19 protein-coding genes are annotated in these 18,798 nt (G+C 54.9%); 11 read left to right on the forward strand and 8 right to left on the reverse strand.

Translation table 11 applies throughout. From position 1 onward, the window contains the following. The first annotated feature begins 81 nt into the window (after positions 1 to 81). The gene (locus QWJ10_RS15150; RefSeq protein WP_258019786.1) at positions 82 to 861 is read left to right on the forward strand and encodes a phosphocholine cytidylyltransferase family protein; all 780 of its coding nucleotides are present in this window, start codon (positions 82 to 84) and stop codon (positions 859 to 861) included. Here QWJ10_RS15150 and QWJ10_RS15155 read toward each other — a convergent pair. After that, positions 852 to 1,682 (reverse strand): nucleotidyltransferase family protein, encoded by an 831-nt coding sequence (locus tag QWJ10_RS15155; RefSeq protein ID WP_197870362.1) that lies wholly within the window; start codon positions 1,680 to 1,682, stop codon positions 852 to 854. The genes QWJ10_RS15150 and QWJ10_RS15155 overlap by 10 nt on opposite strands. Next, on the reverse strand, positions 1,666 to 2,820 hold the full coding sequence (locus tag QWJ10_RS15160; RefSeq protein ID WP_289927667.1) for an N-acetyltransferase: 1,155 nt from the start codon (positions 2,818 to 2,820) through the stop codon (positions 1,666 to 1,668). Before QWJ10_RS15160 ends, QWJ10_RS15155 begins: the two co-directional genes overlap by 17 nt. A 229-nt stretch (positions 2,821 to 3,049) precedes the next feature. Between QWJ10_RS15160 and QWJ10_RS15165 the strand changes: the two genes are divergently transcribed. The 6 genes from QWJ10_RS15165 to QWJ10_RS15190 all read left to right on the forward strand — a co-directional run bounded on the left by QWJ10_RS15165 (position 3,050) and on the right by QWJ10_RS15190 (position 9,574). Next, positions 3,050 to 3,499 carry an HIT family protein gene (locus tag QWJ10_RS15165; RefSeq protein WP_289927670.1) on the forward strand — a complete coding sequence of 150 codons (450 nt, stop codon included), beginning with the start codon at positions 3,050 to 3,052 and terminating at the stop codon, positions 3,497 to 3,499. Between the two features lie 42 nt (positions 3,500 to 3,541). Continuing rightward, positions 3,542 to 5,290, forward strand: coding sequence for a fatty acyl-AMP ligase (locus tag QWJ10_RS15170; protein ID WP_289927673.1), 1,749 nt, complete (start codon positions 3,542 to 3,544; stop codon positions 5,288 to 5,290). 4 nt (positions 5,291 to 5,294) lie between these two features. Continuing rightward, on the forward strand, positions 5,295 to 6,209 hold the full coding sequence (locus QWJ10_RS15175) for an NAD-dependent epimerase/dehydratase family protein (protein ID WP_289927676.1): 915 nt from the start codon (positions 5,295 to 5,297) through the stop codon (positions 6,207 to 6,209). A 37-nt stretch (positions 6,210 to 6,246) separates the two neighbouring features. Continuing rightward, positions 6,247 to 6,510: an acyl carrier protein gene (locus tag QWJ10_RS15180; RefSeq protein ID WP_010798135.1), complete on the forward strand. Its 264-nt coding sequence runs from the start codon at positions 6,247 to 6,249 to the stop codon at positions 6,508 to 6,510. Further along, positions 6,494 to 7,696, forward strand: a complete 1,203-nt coding sequence (locus QWJ10_RS15185) for an aminotransferase class I/II-fold pyridoxal phosphate-dependent enzyme (RefSeq protein ID WP_289927681.1) — start codon at positions 6,494 to 6,496, stop codon at positions 7,694 to 7,696. The genes QWJ10_RS15180 and QWJ10_RS15185 overlap by 17 nt, the downstream gene beginning before the upstream one ends. Positions 7,697 to 7,864: 168 nt before the next feature. Next, positions 7,865 to 9,574: an ABC transporter ATP-binding protein gene (locus tag QWJ10_RS15190; protein WP_289927684.1), complete on the forward strand. Its 1,710-nt coding sequence runs from the start codon at positions 7,865 to 7,867 to the stop codon at positions 9,572 to 9,574. A gap of 44 nt (positions 9,575 to 9,618) precedes the next feature. Here the strand turns inward: QWJ10_RS15190 and QWJ10_RS15195 are convergent, their stop codons facing one another. Together QWJ10_RS15195 and QWJ10_RS15200 are read right to left on the reverse strand one after the other, a co-directional pair. Further along, complete coding sequence (locus QWJ10_RS15195) at positions 9,619 to 10,170, reverse strand: GNAT family N-acetyltransferase (protein WP_289927685.1); 552 nt, start codon at positions 10,168 to 10,170, stop codon at positions 9,619 to 9,621. Positions 10,171 to 10,238: 68 nt separating this feature from the next. Continuing rightward, positions 10,239 to 11,024: an exodeoxyribonuclease III gene (locus tag QWJ10_RS15200; RefSeq protein ID WP_289927689.1), complete on the reverse strand. Its 786-nt coding sequence runs from the start codon at positions 11,022 to 11,024 to the stop codon at positions 10,239 to 10,241. A gap of 211 nt (positions 11,025 to 11,235) precedes the next feature. On the opposite strand from QWJ10_RS15200, the gene QWJ10_RS15205 reads away from it, so the two are divergent. Continuing rightward, entirely contained in the window at positions 11,236 to 11,931 is a 696-nt protein-coding gene (locus QWJ10_RS15205) for a TerC family protein (protein ID WP_208825641.1), read from the forward strand. Positions 11,932 to 12,328: 397 nt separating this feature from the next. Here the strand turns inward: QWJ10_RS15205 and QWJ10_RS15210 are convergent, their stop codons facing one another. The 3 genes from QWJ10_RS15210 to QWJ10_RS15220 form a co-directional block, all read right to left on the reverse strand. Next, positions 12,329 to 12,649, reverse strand: coding sequence for an Arc family DNA-binding protein (locus QWJ10_RS15210; protein ID WP_010798142.1), 321 nt, complete (start codon positions 12,647 to 12,649; stop codon positions 12,329 to 12,331). 180 nt (positions 12,650 to 12,829) lie between these two features. Then, positions 12,830 to 13,411 (reverse strand): acyl-homoserine-lactone synthase, encoded by a 582-nt coding sequence (locus QWJ10_RS15215; protein ID WP_010798143.1) that lies wholly within the window; start codon positions 13,409 to 13,411, stop codon positions 12,830 to 12,832. 80 nt (positions 13,412 to 13,491) lie between these two features. Further along, on the reverse strand, positions 13,492 to 13,908 hold the full coding sequence (locus QWJ10_RS15220; protein WP_083397884.1) for a DUF4902 domain-containing protein: 417 nt from the start codon (positions 13,906 to 13,908) through the stop codon (positions 13,492 to 13,494). Positions 13,909 to 14,028: 120 nt separating this feature from the next. Here QWJ10_RS15220 and QWJ10_RS15225 point away from each other — a divergent pair, with 120 nt between their 5' ends. Then, complete coding sequence (locus QWJ10_RS15225) at positions 14,029 to 14,742, forward strand: LuxR family transcriptional regulator (RefSeq protein WP_289927701.1); 714 nt, start codon at positions 14,029 to 14,031, stop codon at positions 14,740 to 14,742. A gap of 66 nt (positions 14,743 to 14,808) precedes the next feature. On the opposite strand, the gene QWJ10_RS15230 is transcribed toward QWJ10_RS15225, so the two are convergent. Further along, positions 14,809 to 15,474, reverse strand: coding sequence for a nucleoside/nucleotide kinase family protein (locus QWJ10_RS15230; protein WP_289927704.1), 666 nt, complete (start codon positions 15,472 to 15,474; stop codon positions 14,809 to 14,811). Positions 15,475 to 15,705: 231 nt separating this feature from the next. Between QWJ10_RS15230 and QWJ10_RS15235 the strand changes: the two genes are divergently transcribed. Together QWJ10_RS15235 and QWJ10_RS15240 are read left to right on the forward strand one after the other, a co-directional pair. Further along, a complete protein-coding gene (locus QWJ10_RS15235) occupies positions 15,706 to 16,680 on the forward strand; it encodes a Gfo/Idh/MocA family oxidoreductase (protein ID WP_289927707.1) in 975 nt (324 codons plus the stop codon). Positions 16,681 to 16,816: 136 nt separating this feature from the next. Next, positions 16,817 to 18,778: a glycoside hydrolase family 3 N-terminal domain-containing protein gene (locus QWJ10_RS15240; RefSeq protein ID WP_289927710.1), complete on the forward strand. Its 1,962-nt coding sequence runs from the start codon at positions 16,817 to 16,819 to the stop codon at positions 18,776 to 18,778. Positions 18,779 to 18,798 lie beyond the last annotated feature (20 nt).

The following is an 18,798-nucleotide window of genomic DNA, read 5'->3' on the forward strand; positions in this document are numbered from 1 at the left end:
GGCTGAAAAACCATCCTTAAATGTTGTGGCCGAGTTTGGCTGCTTCGAGGTGGTTAAGTTCCTTCCTGTTAGGAGACGGCATTGAATCTTGAACGGAACGAGCCCCGTCGGGCAATTATTTTGAGTGCAGGGCAAGGACGTCGGCTTCTTCCTTATACCGAAAGCAAGCCCAAGTGCCTTATAGAACTCGAAGGCCGGACGGTAATTGAGTGGCAAATCGACGGATTGATGGCGGCTGGAATAGAAGATATTACGGTTGTCGTAGGCTATGAGGCGGGTCAGGTAGAGCGCGTATTGGGTGACCGTTATGGTGCAGGCGTCATCCACACGCTGTTTAACCCTTTTTATGAGGTGGCGGATAACCTGGCCAGTTGCTGGATGGCGCGAGAGGCCATGCGGGATGCTTTTCTGCTACTCAATGGCGATACGCTGTTTGATCTGCCGGTACTCAAGCGTCTTCTGAGTGCGTCGCCGCGCCCCATCACATTGGCTATCGACCGCAAGCCTTCCTATGACAGTGATGATATGAAGGTCTGTCTCGAAGGCGATCAGCTGATGCGTGTGGGCAAGACGTTGCCGTTGCCAACGGTCAATGGTGAATCAATCGGCATGATGTACTTCCAGCCGGAGGGAGCCGCTCTGTTTCACAAGGCGCTTGAAGACAACATGCGTAGGCCGGAAGCCCTGCAGCGCTGGTATTTGAGTATTATCGATGAAATCGCTCAGCAGACCGGCCAGGTTTTCGTACAGTCTATTGAGGGGCTGAGCTGGGGCGAGCTGGATTTTCCCCAGGATCTCGAAGCTGCCAAGCATAAGGTGCATACGTGGCAGATGGCGACATCAGCAGCGGCTCAACACTGAGCCGCTTCACTCCCGACTCTTTCCGCCAGGATCGTCTCTACCAGTTGGCGGTCCGCCGGCGTATCCACATCGACTGCGGCTTCGGCGAAGGGCAGCACCACCGCGCCAATTCGCATATCCAGTTTACGTGACAACCGCTCCAGTGCCTGCTCCAGGGTCAACGTCCCCGCCAGGTAACGAAGCACTGCTGTCCAGCCCAGGGCGCCTGTAATGACTCGCCATGGTCGCTTGCGCTCCTGCTCGATACGCCGCCAAAAAGGGGCCAGCTGATGGCCGCGCTCCGTCATGAATGCAAATAAATTACAGCCACAAAAAGGGCCGTCCTTGAGCTTGATCGCCGTGCGGCGATTTCCGGGAAAGCGCGCCTTGACTGTTTCCAGGCGAGCGACGCCTACTATAAAGTCACATCCGCTGCGCCGGGCCTCGGTCAGGAAGTAGTCCACCATATCTGGCGTCAGCAGCGCATGGTCGGCAGTCGTCAATAACACCGGTTGCGTTGGATCCTCCGCCTCAAGGCCCAGCGCGGCGCTGGCGCTGGGGGAGTTCGCATGGCTCAGCCAGTTGATTTCACCGGCTTGCAGCCATGCTTCTATCTGAGGTTCCTGGCGCAACAGGGCGCGGGTAGGGCCTATGAGCGTAATGCGCTCCACCAGAGGGCTTGAGCGCAGGGTGCTAGTTACACGGCGAACCATCGGAATGCCGCCTACGGTTGCCAATGCCTTACAGTCCACACCGGCCGCCGTTGCCACTGCGTCCCCGTCATGTCGGTCAGCGGCCAGAACCAGTGCCGAAAAGGGTTTGGATTCATAGCTGCTTTTCATAGACGCGGTATCGCTTGTATTGGTGGGTGCCAATCTGCTCGAGAATAGTGCGCATGCCGGTATTGCTTTCTAGAATCCAGGACATCTCCAGGGCTTCAAGGCCGTGCCTGACGAAGGGTGGTTTGAGCGCTTCGATCAGAAGCAATGCCAGCGTAGGGCCAAGGCGGCTGAATTGATGCTCCTGGCGTACCCCCATCAACGGTACACGAGCCGTGGTTGGCTTGCGAATCTTGAGTCGCCACAGCAGACGCAGCCAACCAAAGGGCAGGAGTTTGCCGTTGAGTGGCCTGATCACTTCATTCAGATTGGGCAGGGCAATGATGAATGCGCTGGGCTTGCCATCTACTTCAGCAATGTACAGCAGGTCATCGGGCACCAGCAGCTTGAGGTTGTTACCCATCTCCCGGAACTCGGCTTCGGTAAAGGGAACGAAGCCCCAGTTATTAGCCCAGGCATCGTTGAAAATGTCGCGCAGCGTCTGCATTTCTTCGGCGAAACGGCTACGGTCCAGCGTTCGGATGTGAACACGCCCACGGTAGCGATCCATCATACGGCGCATGGTCGGCGTGAAGTTGAGCTCGTCCGTACGCATCCAGTACGCTAGAAGATCGGCAGCGGGCTGGTAGCCATTGTTCTCCAGCTGCTGGCTGTAGTAGGGGTGGCCGTGGCCCATCATGAACATCGGCGGTGTATCGAAGCCTTCGACGAGAAGTCCACTCTCCTCATTGATGGTCAAGCTGAAGGGGCCTGTAATACGATGAGCGCCTTGCTCAAGCAGCCAGGCTTCAGCCGTATCGATCAGTGTCTGAAAGACGGTCGGATCATTAATGGCTTCGAGCATGCCGAAGTGACCGGTGTCCTGACCATGGCGCTCTCGATGGAGCGTGTCTACCTGCGCCGTGATACGTCCTACCGGCTCATGACCTGACCAGGCGATCCAGGCCCGCCATTTCAAATGTTCGAATACGGGATTTTTTCGAGAGAGGTGCTCGTGGCGCTCGAAATGCAAAGGTTCGACCCAGTTCGGATCGCTCTTGTAGAGGCGGCCCGGGAAACCGATAAAAGTCGCCATATCCGCCTTGCTGCCAACCGGCCTGACTTCAATTGTTTGTTTGATCCCGGAAGTAAGTTGATCCACATGAAGACCTTTAGCTTGATTAGCTGAACAATAATGCTTCGGATTGCGCTAGAAACATGCTTCCTTACATACACTCGTTCTTCTTCCTAAAGCATGATTATGCGCTTATGGTATTGCGAATGTTTCAAAAAATAACAAGAATTAATGCTAAGAATAGGCTTTCAAAGCAGCGCATAAACATTTAACTTCCGTAGCCGAACCTAATCATACGATGATCAATGGGATCTGGATGGAATCGACTGATGCGTTGAACGCCACCATGAAGAAGTTTGGCGCTCCTGATACGGTGATTCGTGATTACCGCTACTGGTCCGTGCTGTTGCGACCCCAGCAGGTAACATTAGGCTCTCTGGTATTGATCGCCAAGGAGCGGGTCACGGCATTTGCCGAATTGAGTCCGGCGGCATTTGCAGAACTGAAGAACGTTACTGTCGATATAGAAAATACTTTAAAAAGTGTTTTCAACTACGACAAACTGAACTATCTAATGTTAATGATGGTCGATCCAGACGTCCATTTTCATGTAATACCTCGTTACAACAGTCCCCGTACTTGGGCTGACCGGGAGTTCAGTGATAGTGCCTGGCCAGGACCCCCTCAGTTGAATTCATCAATTGAGTTTCAAAAGGTCGACAGCGTTAAATTACGTGATGAACTGATGCATTGCTGGCCTTGCTGATCGGCCCGCTGCATGCGATGTGCTGAGAGCAGGACCAAAGGGATGGCCGAACTGTACATGTCTGCAACACTAACTCAACATGGTTTACCCCAGCGCCTGGCTGATTTCTCGACGTTGTCGGAAGCGCTTGATTATGCAGCTGAAGGGGAGACAGGGCTGAATTTCTATGATGGCCGTTGCCGCCTGACGGCTGTTGTACAGTACGGTGCCCTCAGAAGAGAGGCTCTCAAGGTCGCTAAAAGGCTTCATGGTTTGGGACTTGAGCGGGGAGACCGGGTTGCCCTGATCGCCGACACCGACCTGTCTTTTATGGAGGTTTTCTACGGCTGTCAGTACGGTGGCTTTGTGCCCGTTCCGCTGCCGATTCCCTCGGGGCTAGGCAGTCACGATATCTACGTCAAGAAACTCAAGGGACTTCTCAAGAGTTGCGAGGCCTCTGCCGTATTCGCACCGGCCGAGTTGGTCAAGTTTGCCGAGGAGGCTGCTGAGCAGCCGATGCGATTCATCGGTACGGCCAAGGAGCTCTCCCTGCGCACGCTGCCAGCAGTCGAGTTGGTGCCTTCCCGTGCCGATGAGGTTGCGTATTTGCAGTACACCTCTGGCAGTACCCGTTTCCCCCGTGGTGTCGTTGTAACGCAGCGGGCTGTGATGGCGAATCTGCAAGGCATTACGCGAGATGGGCTGGGCGTTCAGCCGGGTGATCGCTGCGTCTCGTGGTTACCGTTCTATCATGACATGGGGTTGGTCGGATTTGTCCTTGGCCCGATGGCGTCCCAGCTGTCCGTTGACTATCTGCGGACCCAGGACTTTGCCATGCGTCCCAGGCAGTGGCTGAGTCTGATCAGCCAGAACCGCGGTACGATTTCGTTTGCGCCTCCTTTTGGTTACGACATTTGCACGCGCCGTGTTCGCGAAAGCGATATGGAGCGTTTTGACCTGTCCAGCTGGCGCATCGCAGGTATTGGCGCCGAGCCCATTAGGGCAGAGGTGTTGAACCGTTTCGCCATGCAGTTTGAACGGACGGGCTTTGATCGCAAGGCGTTTTTGCCCTGTTATGGACTGGCGGAGAGCACCCTGGGCGTCAGCTTCGCGCGTCGTGATACCGGTATCCAGACGGACCGTATCAATCGCTGGGAGCTTGAGCACCATTCCCAGGCCATTCCTTTCGACGGGCCGGACAGCAACGCCAGCAGCTTTGTCAATTGTGGTGCGGCCCTGCCCGGACATACGCTTGAAATCCGTGATGACAATGGACATGCCTTACCTGAGCGTGCAATCGGTCGTATTACCTTGAAAGGGCCGAGCCTGATGTCGGGATATTTCTGCGACGAAGAGTCTACCCAGGCAGTCATGAGCCCTGAAGGTGATGGGCTGGATACAGGAGATCTGGGCTATCTCTCCAAGGGTGAGCTTTATATTACCGGTCGCCGCAAAGACCTGATCATTGTGCGCGGACGTAATATTTGGCCTCAGGACATTGAGTACCTGGCCGAATGTCAGCCGGATATTCGTCCTGGGGATGTCATTGCCTTTCTTATCCCAGGCGAAGAAGAGCCTCAGGTCATCGTCCAGGTTCAGTGCCGTATCATGGATACGGAACAGCGTGAGCATTTTGCTCATTCGCTGACCAAGCTCATCAACAGCGAGTTTGGCCTTACCTGCCGGGTGGAGCTGGTGCCGCCCCATTCATTACCGCGTACGTCATCCGGCAAGCCCTCGCGAGCCGAGGCACGCAAGCGGTTTATCCAGCAGATCGAGGCTGATTGCGGCCTCTCTCTTGCTGCTGGATAAGCCTTTGACCGCTCAGGTTGTCGCCCTCACGGGGGCGACAGGCTTCATCGGAACCATCTTGCGCAAGCGTCTGGTTGAAGCGAATCTCACGGTACGCGCTCTAAACCGACGCGAAGACGGCCCCTGCGACGGCGTCACCTGGATTAAGGGTTCGCTTGAGGAGCCTGACTCACTGGAGCGTCTGGTAGACGGGGCGGGTATTGTTATCCACCTTGCCGGTGCCGTTAGAGGCAGCACTCCCGATCAGTTCAACCGGATCAACGTCGACGGTAGCGCCCATCTGATGGAGGCTGTACGGCGGATTGGCGCAGGCCGGCGGTTTCTTTTGATGTCTTCTTTAGCGGCTCGGCATCCAGAGTTGTCCTGGTATGCAGCCTCCAAACGTGAGGCAGAGCAGGCTATCCAGCAACGGGCCGGCGACCTTCCGGTTACGGTATTCAGACCTACCGCGGTCTATGGGCCTGGCGACAAGGAGATACGGCCACTATTCCAGTGGTTGCTGCGTGGCTGGCTATTGACGCTGGGTGAGCAATCCGCACGCTTGTCATTCATCCATGTGGAAGATCTCGTTCGCGCTGTGGTGGCCTGGGTCGGTGCCTCACAGGTACACTCGGCTACCTATGAACTCAGTGATGGTCATCCTGGCGGCTATGACTGGCAGAGCATTGCCGAGATTGCTAAAAGAGTTCGCCAAGGGCCGGTGCGTAAGGTTACTGTGCCTGCCGCAGTGCTTGAGGGAATGGCACAGGTCAATCTGTCCCTTTCCCGCCTGACACGACGTGCACCCATGCTGACACCCGCCAAGGTAGGTGAGTTGAGACATCCTGACTGGTCATGCAGTAATGCAGCCGTTGAGCAGGCACTGGGATGGCATCCAAATATCCTGCTGGAAAAGGCTTTGCAAGAGCGTAGTTTTTGAAAGGCCTAGGGCATTCATTCCGTTTAGGGACTTAGTCATGACATCCCAAGAAAAAATACTAGAAAAGATCTTTGCTTACCTCAATCGCCTTGCGCCTCCCGGTACGCCTATTCATCCCGACATAGATCTGATTCAGGAGCTTGGCCTGGACTCCATCAAGGTCATGGATCTTCTGATGGAAATGGAAGACGAGTTCGATATCTCCATCCCGCTCAATGTCCTGACCGACGTCCGAACCCCCGCGCAACTGGCACATGCTGTCATCGCCTTGCTGGAGCCTGCAGATGGCACTGTTCGATAAGTTCAACAAGCTGGCACAGGAACGTACCGCTCTGATCCAGGCGGAGCCCAGTCCCTTTGGTACGCGCATCGACGAAATCTATACACCTACTGAAGGACGTATTGGGCAGTGGCGTGTAGTGCTTGCGGGAACCAACAATTACCTGGGGTTGACCTTCGATGCTGAATGCATCAAGGCTGCCCAGCAGGCGTTGGAACATGAAGGCACTGGTACGACCGGCTCGCGCATGGCTAATGGCAGCTACGGCAGCCACATGGCACTTGAAGAGGAATTAGGTGATTTCTTTCAGCGCCGCTCGGTCATCGTATTCTCGACAGGCTATCTGGCCAACCTAGGCATTATCGGCACCCTGGCGGGGCCGGACGACATCGTCCTGCTGGATGCCGATTGCCATGCCAGTATCTATGATGCCTGCCGCATGGGTGGGGCACAGGTCATTCGCTTCCGGCATAACGATGCCGCCGACCTGGAAAAGCGCATGCTTCGCCTGGGCGAAAAGGCCCGTGATGCGATCATCATTGTAGAAGGCATCTACAGCATGATGGGTGATCAGGCGCCACTCAAGGAGATCGTCGAGATCAAGCGTCGTCTGGGCGGATATCTGCTGGTTGATGAAGCGCATTCCGTTGGGGTGCTGGGTGCCAACGGCCGCGGTCTGGCCGAGGAGCTGGGCGTCGAGGACGAAGTAGATGTCATCCTGGGTACGTTCAGCAAGAGTCTGGGTGCGATTGGCGGCTTTGCAGCAAGCCAGCACGCTGAGTTCGATCTGCTTCGTTATGCAAGTCGCCCTTATATCTTTACAGCGTCACCTTCGCCTTCAGTGATTGCCTCCGTGCGTACGGCGTTACGTAGCCTGCGTACCCGTCCCGAGCTTAGAACGCAGCTTTGGGACAATGCACGACAGCTGCACAAGGGATTGTCGGCGTTAGGCTATCGGGTAAGTTCAAGGCCGAGTCCTGTCATTCCGGTCATGCTGGGTTCGCCCAAGGAGGGCGTGGCCTTCTGGGAAGCGCTGATCGAGCAGGGCGTTTATGTGAATCTGGTGCTGCCTCCGGCCAGCCCCAACGGGGATGCGCTGGTTCGCTGCAGTGTTAGCGCCGCTCATACGCCAGAACAGATCGACCAGATCATTGCTGCCTTTGCAACGCTACGTGATGTGTTTTCGACCGTGGCGCAAGTCGGCTGACGTGTCTGCCTTACGCCGCTTTCACAGGGGTAAGGCAGATCGAGAGTTTATGAACCAAGCTATAGGCTCACAGGGATACGGAGCTGGATTACCCCTTTGTAGTCTGGCGATAGGTTGAGCCGTGCGCTCTCTATCCAGTTAACCGAGCCCATCGCTAACGGATATACCATGCGGATTCTTTTTGCTTACGGCCGGGCTTACCCGGTGCGTACGTTTCTGATGTTGATAAGCCTGCTGCTGGCAGGTATCGCGGAAGGGGTCGGCTTGACGACCTTACTGCCGCTACTCTCTATTGCCCTGGGTGATCAGGCGCATTCTGACTTGGCCAATAAGGTCATTCATGTCCTTGGGCTGGTGGGTCTTGAGCCTACACTGGTAACGATGCTGGTCGTGATCGTTGTTGGGCTGACGCTGAGCAGTACATTGGTGCTCTTGGGTAACCGTCAGGTCGGTTATGCCGTAGCCCATGTGGCCACTGACCTTCGAATCGATCTGATTCGTGCGTTGCTGGGGAGTCGCTGGGAATATTACCTGCGTCAGCCTGCCGGTGCGCTGGCCAATGCTGTAGCGACCGAAGCCTACCGTGCCTCGACAGGGTATGAGCATGCGGCCAACATGTTGGCGCTGGTCATCCAGGCGGTGGTGTATGCCGTCATTGCGTTCATCGTTTCGTGGAAGGCAACGCTGGTTTCGCTCATCCTTGGAGGCTTTCTCCTGATGGCCCTGCAGCGCCTGGTAAAGACGTCCCGGCGCGCCGGCAAGAGTCAGACCAGTCTCATGCGCGAGCTGCTGGCTCATCTGACCGATACGCTGGGGTCGGTCAAGCCGCTCAAAGCCATGGCGCGTTATGACATTGCCGATTCGCTGCTTCGGCATCAGGCAGCCGAGCTCAACAAGGCGATGGAACGTGAGGTCATGAGCCGTGAAGCGTTGCGTGCGCTTCAGGAGCCCATGCTTGCCATCCTGGCAGCCGCTGGGTTGTATGCGGCGCTAGTGGTCTGGAATCTGCCTCTGTCGTCTGTCATGGTGCTCATCTTTCTGGTGGTGCGGGTACTGGGTCTGCTTCACAAGGCACAGCAGCGCTATCATCGGATGGCCGCACAGGAGAGCGCCTATTGGGCGTTACAGGATTCCATCAACGCGGCGCTGGCGGATGCTGAGCCCAATGGCGGCACCCGCACACCGTCTCTGAAAAGCGCTATCGTGTTCGAGCAGGTGTCCTTTCATTACGGAAGCAAACCGATCCTGAGCGAGGTGGACCTTACTATTCCGGTCGGAACATTCACCAGTCTTATCGGGCCGTCTGGCTCGGGAAAGACCACCATTCTGGATCTGATATGTGCGCTGTTGGCTGCCCAGTCTGGACGTGTCCTGATCGACAGTGTTCCGATTGAGGAGCTCGACAAGCGCCAATGGCGTCGCCTGATTGGCTATGTGCCGCAGGAAACCTTACTGTTGCATGACACCGTTCTGGCTAACGTTACGCTGGGTGATCCCGAACTTACGGCTGCTGATGCCGAGCGGGCGCTGAAGCAGGCCGGAGCATGGGAGTTCGTGGAAAAACTCACGGGCGGTATGAATGCTGTCGTAGGGGAGCGGGGCGGACGTCTTTCAGGTGGGCAGCGTCAGCGTATCGTTATTGCCCGTGCCCTGGCGCATAACCCTCGTTTGTTGATTCTGGATGAGGCCACCAGTGCGCTAGACCCTGAGTCCGAAGCCGCGATCAGCCATACCCTGAAAGCGCTAACCCCTGGTATTACCATAATTGCCGTATCGCACCGGCCTGCACTGATTGATGTGGCCGATCAGGTGTATCGCCTGTTCGAAGGGCGGCTGACGCGGATCAAAAGCAATGAGCTCGACGAAGTAGCGCATTGACCTCTAACACGGATGCCGTCCGGCCTGCCCCGTAGGGCATCCGTTCAGACGCTGGCTGCCTCACCTTGTGGGCTACGGGTGAGTCGATAGAACATCATCATTTCGTCTTCCGTTTTCAAACCTAGAGAAGCGGTTTTGGAAAACAGATACTCGAAGCCGCTCTTGACCAGAACTCTGCCTGAGGCAGGATTGCGCGCAAGGTGATTGCCGCGCATCTCGATCAGGTCCAGCGTTTGAAAGCCAAAGTCTGCAATAGCCTTGCAGGCTTCGGAGCCGTATCCCTGATTCCAGTAATCCACGCCGATCCAATAGGCAACGATAGCGCGTCGGTCACGGATATGATTCAGCGAAATGACGCCAATCAGCTGCTCTGTCTGTTGCAATCGAATGCCAAAGGCAGCCAGCTCGCCGGCTTCCCAGCGAGCGGTGTGAGTAGCGATCCATGATTCGGCCAATCCGTCGGGATACGGATGGGGAATGTGCGCCGTTACATCGGCAATCAGAGGCGAATTGGCCAGAAACTGAATGCGTGGCGCATCACTTGGCAGGAGCGGGCTTAATAGCAAACGGTCCGATAGGAGGGTAGGCTGAGTCACGGTCTGTTTTGCGGCGATGGACAGATCTCGAATGTAGCATGGTGTCCATGACCGAATCGTGTCTTCGTCTATGGAGCCTTGAGCGTAATCCAGGTAGGAGCGTGATCACTGGCATGGGGCTGGTCACGTACCCAGCGGTCTACACCGGCATCCAGCAGGCGTGGCGCGAGTGATGCACTGAGCAGGAGATGATCGATACGCATGCCCGAGTTTTTCTGCCAATGCTGGCGGAAATAATCCCAGAATGTATAGATGCGCTCGTTAGGGTGGCAGGTGCGCAGGGCATCGGTCCAGCCTTGTTCCAGAAGCTGCTCGAAGCAGGCTCGGCTTTCCGGTTGCAATAACGCATCTTTCTGCCAGGAGCGCGTGCTATAGATATCTTCATCTGTAGGAATGACATTGTAGTCGCCTGCAAGAACGACCGGATGACCACTTGCCTGCAGCTGGGCCGCATGAGCATTCAGCTTTCTAAACCAATCCAGCTTGTAGTCAAATTTAGGACCTGGTTGTGGGTTGCCATTGGGAAGATACAGGCAACCCACGACGACTCCATGAGCGACCGCTTCCAGATAACGGCTCTGGGGGTCGTTCTCATTACCCGGGAGGCCGCGTCGACTTTCCAGGGGCATTTCGCCCTTTGCCAGGATAGCCACTCCATTCCAGGACTTCTGGCCCTGCCATAACGCACCGTAACCGGCATGCTGGATCTCATCGACAGGAAAACTGGCATCAGCCATTTTCAATTCCTGCAAACACACAATGTCAGGGGATTCACGGTGTAGCCATTCGAGCAGATGAGCACGTCGTGCCTGCAGGCCATTCACATTGAATGTGGCGATTTTCAGCGGTTCCACAAGAGCTCCTTGTAGCGGTAATGTCATCCACGATGCGTTGTAGGGATAGGCGTATGACCTCGGCAGCAGGTGTTCTTTCCAGTCGTCTGCACTTCTTCATGAAACCTTTGGATACATTGAGGCTCCACAAGAGGTGTAAATCCTCACCGGCAGACTCCGCGTCTTCTGGCTCCGGCACCTTACGGCCGTCCTTGTTTCAAGGGAGATAATGTTGAATGAGCTAATGAATAATCCTGATCTTTGGCTTGCTGTTGGGGAGATCATTCTGATCGATATCCTCCTGGGTGGCGACAATGCCGTGGTAATTGCATTGGCTTGTAGAAAACTGCCCGAGGCGCAGCGAAATAAAGCCATTCTGGGCGGTGCGCTCGGTGCCATCCTGCTCAGGATCGTATTGATCTTTTTCGCTCTTGAATTGCTGACGTTGCCTTATCTCAAGCTAGTTGGTGCGCTGCTGCTCGCCTGGATCGGTGTAAAACTGATGCTGCCCGAGGGTGAGGACGAACATGCTGATTTGAAGGCAAGCCCGAAACTGCTGGGCGCTATCTGGACCATTATCGTGGCAGATGCGCTTATGAGCCTGGATAACGTTGTGGCGGTGGCAGGGGCGTCCCATGGCCAGCTCGAACTGGTCATTTTTGGAATCGTGGTCAGCATCCCGATCATTATTTGGGGGAGCAAGCTGGTGTTGCGCCTGATGGAGCGTTTTCCAATCATCATCAAATTGGGCGCGGCGCTGTTGGGCTGGATTGCGGGTGGAATGGCGGTGGCCGATACCAGCCTGCCTGCCTTGCCTTCATGGGCGCATTACGCAGCGGGTGTAACAGGCGCGCTGATCGTTGTCGCGATAGGTACGTTGCTGGGGCGCTATCAGCAACATCGTGCGCTACGGTCAGGTGGTGCTTAAGGTGAGGTTAGCCTGGCGCCTGATAAAGCCCAGGCACCAGAAGTATTCACGAGAACGTGATAAGGCCGGGGATATCAGAGAGTGATAACCAGAGAAATGCAAGACCAGTGGTAAGAATCAAGAGAAAGTAAAAGACGCGCATGGCGAAAGCCTCTGAACATACAGGCACGCAAGGGCGAAGAAGCAAGCAAACATTGCAGCCTGTTAAAGATGACAAGAAGAGAGCAAAGGCAGAATCCAATTATAGATAATGCGGCGCTGTTGTCATCTGCGGTTCGCTTGTTTTTAGAGGGGATGAACCTAGGGCGGGGCTGGGGAGGTAGGGATGAGCCTTGGGCTGTACCTGAAAAGATCCGGACCCGCCTTTATGGCGGAAGACAGGCCCGGATAAGAGTGCCTATTCGCGTGCTGCTGTCGCTGCGTTATCGGCGATCAGTGAAATCAAGGCGTTCTGCTGACGTCCTGACAAGCCCCTGAAGCGCTGCAGCAGTTCGCGTTCATGGGCGCTCAGCTCAGGGCTATCCAGCCGCATTCTGGCGCTACCGTCCATTTCACCATTCTGGATCAAGCTCTGCTCAAGGCGAGCGATAATTTCTGAGTTCATGCTCCGGTGATGGTGACGGGCTACATCCGCAATATGATCGCGCATTCCTTCAGGAAGACGGACGACAAATTTGTCTGCTGTACGGCTGGAATAAGATCTGATTGCCTGAGTCATGAGTTTAAGTCATCTAAATGATTGGGAAGCGTATGTTCAAGGTCAAGCTGGCTTTCAGGTGTTGAAAGGCAGGGATCACCTGATGTGTTTTTAAAGCCAAACTAGGGCCTTTTTATCAACGTCCTTTTATTGATTGGTCTATCCATCTTTTTATTAAGCACGCATGGCAATCAGGTCGTTTTATTGAAGACCTAATGCATTTCTTGTCTGGTTGTCGATTTCTATCCAGAAAGCGACGACCGGTTTGTTATCAATAAGATGTGGTTTGGAAATACGGTGAATATTCAGGCCGGCACGTTTGAGCAGTCTTTCGTTGCCAACACCGGAAAAAGCGATCAGGCGGTGCGCTCCCCGAGCACTTGCAGCATCAACTACTTTTGACATCAAGGCGATATTGTTTTGCCATGATTGCGCAGCGGTTAATACTTTATTTTTAGGGGTGCTCAAGGCAAAGCGAGACAGTTCCCAAATATCGGAAGAGTGCGGTAAGGCCGCGCCTTCCATTAGTTCGGGGAAAACTTCACCCAGCAGATACGGTTTATGGGTAGGCAGTAAGCGGGCGCAGCCACAGACTTCGTTGTTGCTGTCATGTGCCACTACATAAAGGGTGTCTTCACGGTCGAACTCATCTTGTTCATTACCTTCCTGACACTCGAGAGGCCAACCCATCTTTTCAACAAAAATGTTGTATCGATATACCGAAAGGGCCTGTGCCATGGCCGGTTTTAAATCTTTAACCGTCCCTGTTACCATATTAAGCATATCGCATCTCCGTAAGTGTCTTTACTCCATTACAAGAGAGCGACGTTTTTTTGGACAGCTGCCCATCTGGACAGGTCTGCTTATAAGGTGACTGGAATTCCGGACTGCCAGTTTTGTCGAGAGAGCCAGGATATTAGTAGTTCTTCTGTTGCTCGTGGCCCCAGATCGTAACCGGTTGCACATCGCAGCATCAGATTGGTGCTGATTCCACCGGGAGCAAGGTAGGGACTTCCAATTGAACTTTGTCTAAACCAGGTCCAGCCAATGCTGATGGAGGGTGAATGTGTCGTGCTGGCCCATTCGCAAAATCCGGCAGAAGCGGCGTCTATTCCAAGGCTGTGCAGCTCTTCGACGAGATCCATGTCCATCCAGGCCATGTATTGGTAAAAGGTGACGTCGCTGAACTCCTTGTAAGACATGCGGATGAAATGATCTGGTGCTAATAAAGACATGGCAGCGCCCTTGGGATGCGACGAAAGAATACCTAAATCGACCAAGATTCATCACCTTACAAGTTGTTTCGCAATAATTAAGTCATCACCAATAGATGATGGTACGGAGCCTGTTAGAAACAAACCACTGCCCATTTGGGCATCTTTTACAAAGGTTGAAGTAATGTGAAAGACTGGCGTGAGGATTATCTCTCTTTATGCTCCGCGGCTAAATCCGAACATCAATTGTTCAATGAGCTTGGAAAGATCATTTCAGGTCTGGGGTTTCAATTCTGTTCTTATGGCCTTCAGGCGCCACTTCCTGTTTCTAGCCCAAAAATAGAACTTCTTACAACATTTCCTGATGCCTGGAAAAGTAAGTATGTAGCTAATAATTATTACTGTATCGACCCAACCGTACGGCACGGTATCCGGGAACAGTCCCCTCTGATCTGGTCAGCGGAGCAACCAGCGGTGGAGCATGATTTCTGGGAAGAGGCGATGCAGCATGACATTCGGCATGGCTGGTGCCTGTCGTCGCGAGGGCAGTTTGGGACGATGGGGCTGTTGTCGCTGGTTCGTTCTTCGGAAAAACTTACCGTTACAGAACTCGATGAAAAAGAAGCCAAGCTTATATGGCTGACTACGCTTGTTCATTCTTCAATGGTGCGTTTTCTAGCTCCGAAAACCATGCCTGAATGTACGAGTGAACTAACTTGCCGTGAGCGGGAAGTTCTCAAATGGACAGCCGTAGGCAAGACGTATATCGAAGTTGGACTGATTCTTAATATCGACGAGCGTACCGTTAAATTTCACTTGGTAAATGCCATGCGGAAACTTCATGCATCCAATAAGGCGGAGGCGGCGGTCAAAGCGTCTTTGTTGGGGATGTTATTCTAGTGACTACTACCTCACGAACCTGTCTGAAACGCATCAGCCAGGTCCTTGATTCATTACGCAGCTCACTTACCGGGCCGGTCCATCAGACCAGGGAATCTGAAGATGGGCTCGATCCTTGTACTGGTCGATACGCAGAGCGTTGGGCTCATCGGTCTGCTCAACCCAGGCCTGAGCAGCTTCGCGGCTTCGCCCAAAATGCATATGGCGCTCTATCAGCCGGGTACGGCGTTCATCAGGGTCGACAGCAACGTACCAGCACTCGTCGAACAGTTCGGCCACGGGTTGCCAGGGGCCCTCATCAAGTAGCAGATAGTTTCCCTCACTGATGATCAGCGACACTTCGGATGAGACTGGAATCGATCCGGCAATGGCTTCCTCGATGTCACGATGAAACGAGGGCGCGTAGACCGTTTCGTCTGCCTGCTGGTGCCTGAGACGCTCCAGCAGGGCCCGGTATCCATACACATCGAACGTATCCGGTGCCCCTTTGCGTTCCGCGCGGCCAAGGCGAGCCAACTCCCGATTGGCCAGATGAAAGCCGTCCATGGGTACGACCAATGCTTGCGTGCCCAGCTCAGCCGCCAGCAGATCCGCCACGGTCGACTTGCCAGCACCCGGTGGGCCAGCGATTCCCAGCAGGCGACGACCACCTTGCTGCAAAAGGGCTTCGGCCCGCTCGATAATGGGTTTAGGTAAGGAGAGGCCCGCTACCGGGCGTTGGCTGCTGGTCATCGTGGCTCGCTTCTTGTTGCGGATGGATTGTCTATGCCGAACGTGCTGTATGCCTGGGCAGATGGTTTGTCACCGCGCCGTTACCAACTAACAGTTCGCAGCATAGGATGCAGTGACTACTATTCCGACACACCTGTTTTATACGGTAGTCCTGAGTCTGCGTGGTCGTATCGCACGAAGACAAGAGAAAAAGGTGCCGAACCTATTGATTCCTTAAACGGGAGAGAATTCATGGATGTTGTGCGCTGGGGAATGATTGGCTGTGGGGATGTGACGGAGCGGAAAAGCGGGCCAGCCTTTTACAAGGCGCCTGGCTCTGCGCTGGTAGCGGTGATGGGCCGCCGTGCCGAGGCAGTCACCGATTATGCGGCGCGTCATGGCATTGCGCGGGTATACACCGATGCGCAGGTCTTGATCGATGATCCAGACGTGGACGCTGTTTATATCGCAACGCCTCCCGATAGCCATCATGCCTACAGCATGCAGGTGGCCGCTGCAGGCAAACATTGCTGTGTCGAAAAGCCGATGGCGCTCAGTAGTACGCAGAGCGAGGAGATGCAGCAGGCATTCGACAAGGCTGGTCGCCATCTTTTCGTATCGTATTACCGTCGGTCACTGCCCCGGTTTCAGCGGATACGCGAATGGCTGACGCAGGGCCATATTGGCGAGGTCAGGCAGCTGACCTGGAGCTTGATAAAGCCGCCTTCGCAAAAAGATCTGGAGCAGCAGGCCAACTGGCGAACCGACCCGGCTGTCGCAGGGGGTGGATACTTTGCCGATCTGGCCAGTCATGGCCTTGACCTGTTCCAGTACCTGTTGGGCGATATCGTGGCTGTAAGCGGTTTCACTGCAAGACAGGCAGGGCTCTATGCGGCGGAAGATGCAGTAGTTGCAAGCTGGCGTTTCTCATCCGGCGCGCTCGGCATGGGGTGCTGGAATTTTGTGGCTGACCGCCATGAAGATCGAGTCGAAATCATTGGCAGTCGGGGGCGTATTCTCTTTTCAGTATTTGGTGATGAGCCGGTCCGGCTGGACGCTGAAGAAACCGTTAGCGAGTACATCCAGCACCCTGAGCATATCCAGTGGTATCACGTGCTGGGTATGAATGCGCATATTCGAGGTGAGCGTGACTACGCTGCGCTGGCGCGGGAAGCCGTTAAGACGGACAGGGTAATGGACCAGATTCTGGGGCGCGCCAAGACATAGATAAGCTTGTTGAAATACCTGCGCCAGACAAATCGGTGCGGTTAGCAAGCGGATTCGTAAAACCTGCTCTATAGTTCCAGTGCCCTAGATCATTAGTGCGCTACGTTAACCAATAACAAGGAAAAGAGAGGGTTCGATGAAAAAGGCCGCTGCTTTAATCAGCTTAGCCACACTGGCGACAGGAGTCTCGGCGCAAGGTATTTCTTCGCACGGTGTAACACTTGAGCAGAAAGACCTGCCTGTACTAACGGTGGGCGGCTTGCAGTTCAAGGACATGAACCGTAACGGTCGGCTGGATCGTTATGAGGATTGGCGACTGCCTGCCGAGGACCGTGCCCGCAATCTGGTTACCTGGATGACGCTTGAGGAGAAGGCAGGAGCCATGATGCATGGCACCTTTCCGACCGTAGCGGATGCCGGTGGGCTGGGTGGCGGTGCCGTCTATGATCAGGAGGCGATTGCCAAGACGATCGAAACCAAGAAGGTAAACACCTATATCACGCGCCTGGATACAGACCCCGAGAATTTCGCCAAACAGAACAATGCGCTGCAAGTCTTGGCTGAACAATCGCGGCTGGCGATTCCCCTGAGCATCAGCACCGACCCCCGTAACTCTTTCCTCTACACACCAGGCGCCAGCAACCAGTCCGGTTCGTTCTCCAAATGGCCGGAAGCCTTGGGGTTGGGCGCCATTGGGGACGCTAAGGTCGTCAAGACCTTTGCCGAGGTCGTACGCGATGAGTATCGCGCGGTAGGCATCAACGTGGCGCTATCTCCACAGGCGGATCTCTATACCGAGCCGCGTTGGCCCCGCGGCAGTGGTACCTTCGGACAGGATGCCCAGTTGGCCAAGCGTCTGGTTCGCGCCTATGTTCAAGGCATGCAGAATGGTAATTTCCTAAACCCTGGCAGTGTGGTGACGGTGGTCAAGCACTGGGTAGGCTATGGAGAGGCGAAGGATGGCTGGGACAGCCACAATGCCTATGGCAAATACGCGGATTTCTACGGCAAGGACATTCGCCAGCATATCGTTCCGTTCATAGGGGCATTCGAGGCGAATGTAGGCTCCGTCATGCCGACCTATTCGATTCTGCAGAACGCCTCTCACCAGGGACGGCCGATTGAAGAGCAGGTGGGAGCAGGATTCAATCGCTTCCTGTTGCAGGATCTCCTGCGGGACCGCTATGGCTTTAAGGGCGTCGTCGTGAGCGACTGGCTGATCACCAAAGACTGTAACGAGGCTTGCCAGAACGGCAGCAAGCCGGGTGAGCCGTTCTCGCTGGGAATGCCCTGGGGTGTCGAGTCGTTGACTGAGCTTGAGCGTACCGCCAAGGCCATCAACGCCGGGGTCGACCAGCTTGGCGGAGTGGATGACAGCAGTCTCGTAGTAAGTGCAGTCAAGCAGGGGCTTGTGTCCGAGCGTCGTGTGGACGAGGCGGTCATCCGCATCATGAAGCAGAAGTTCGAGCAGGGACTCTTCGAGAATCCGTATGTGGATGAATCCAAGGCCGCTGAGGTTGTAGGCAGTGCAGAGCATCAGCAACTGGCAGATGACGCGCAAAAGAACTCGCTGGTACTGCTCAAGAACCGCAAATTGCTGCCTATCGGCCAGGGCCGAAACGTTTATCTGTATAACGTCGATGCCACTGCGGCGCAAAAGGCCGGTCTGAATGTCGTGGATTCGCTGGACAAGGCGGACGTTGCGATCATGCGTTCCACAGCGCCCTACGAGCTCTTACATCCGAATTATCTGTTCGGAAGCATGCAGCATGAGGGTTCGTTGGACTACCCGGAGGACAATCCAGACCTTATCCAGATCAAGGCTGCCAGCGCAAAGGGTGTGCCGACCGTTGTAAGTGTGTATCTGGATCGTCCGGCCGTGCTGACCAAGCTTGAGGGGAAGGTAGGCGCCCTGATCGGCAACTTTGGTGTATCCGACGAGATCCTTCTGGACGCGGTAGTCAATCCGACCCGCTTCAAAGGCAAGCTACCGTTTGATCTGCCGCTTTCCATGGAACAGGTAATCAACCGTCACTCAACCAGCCAGGAAGGCAACCGCAAACCTCTGTATCCGATGGGGTATGGATTAATGTTCTAACTGCTCTCTAGAAAGGCTTG

Source organism: Pseudomonas sp. WAC2 (assembly GCF_030403525.1).
Taxonomy (GTDB): domain Bacteria; phylum Pseudomonadota; class Gammaproteobacteria; order Pseudomonadales; family Pseudomonadaceae; genus Chryseomonas; species Chryseomonas luteola.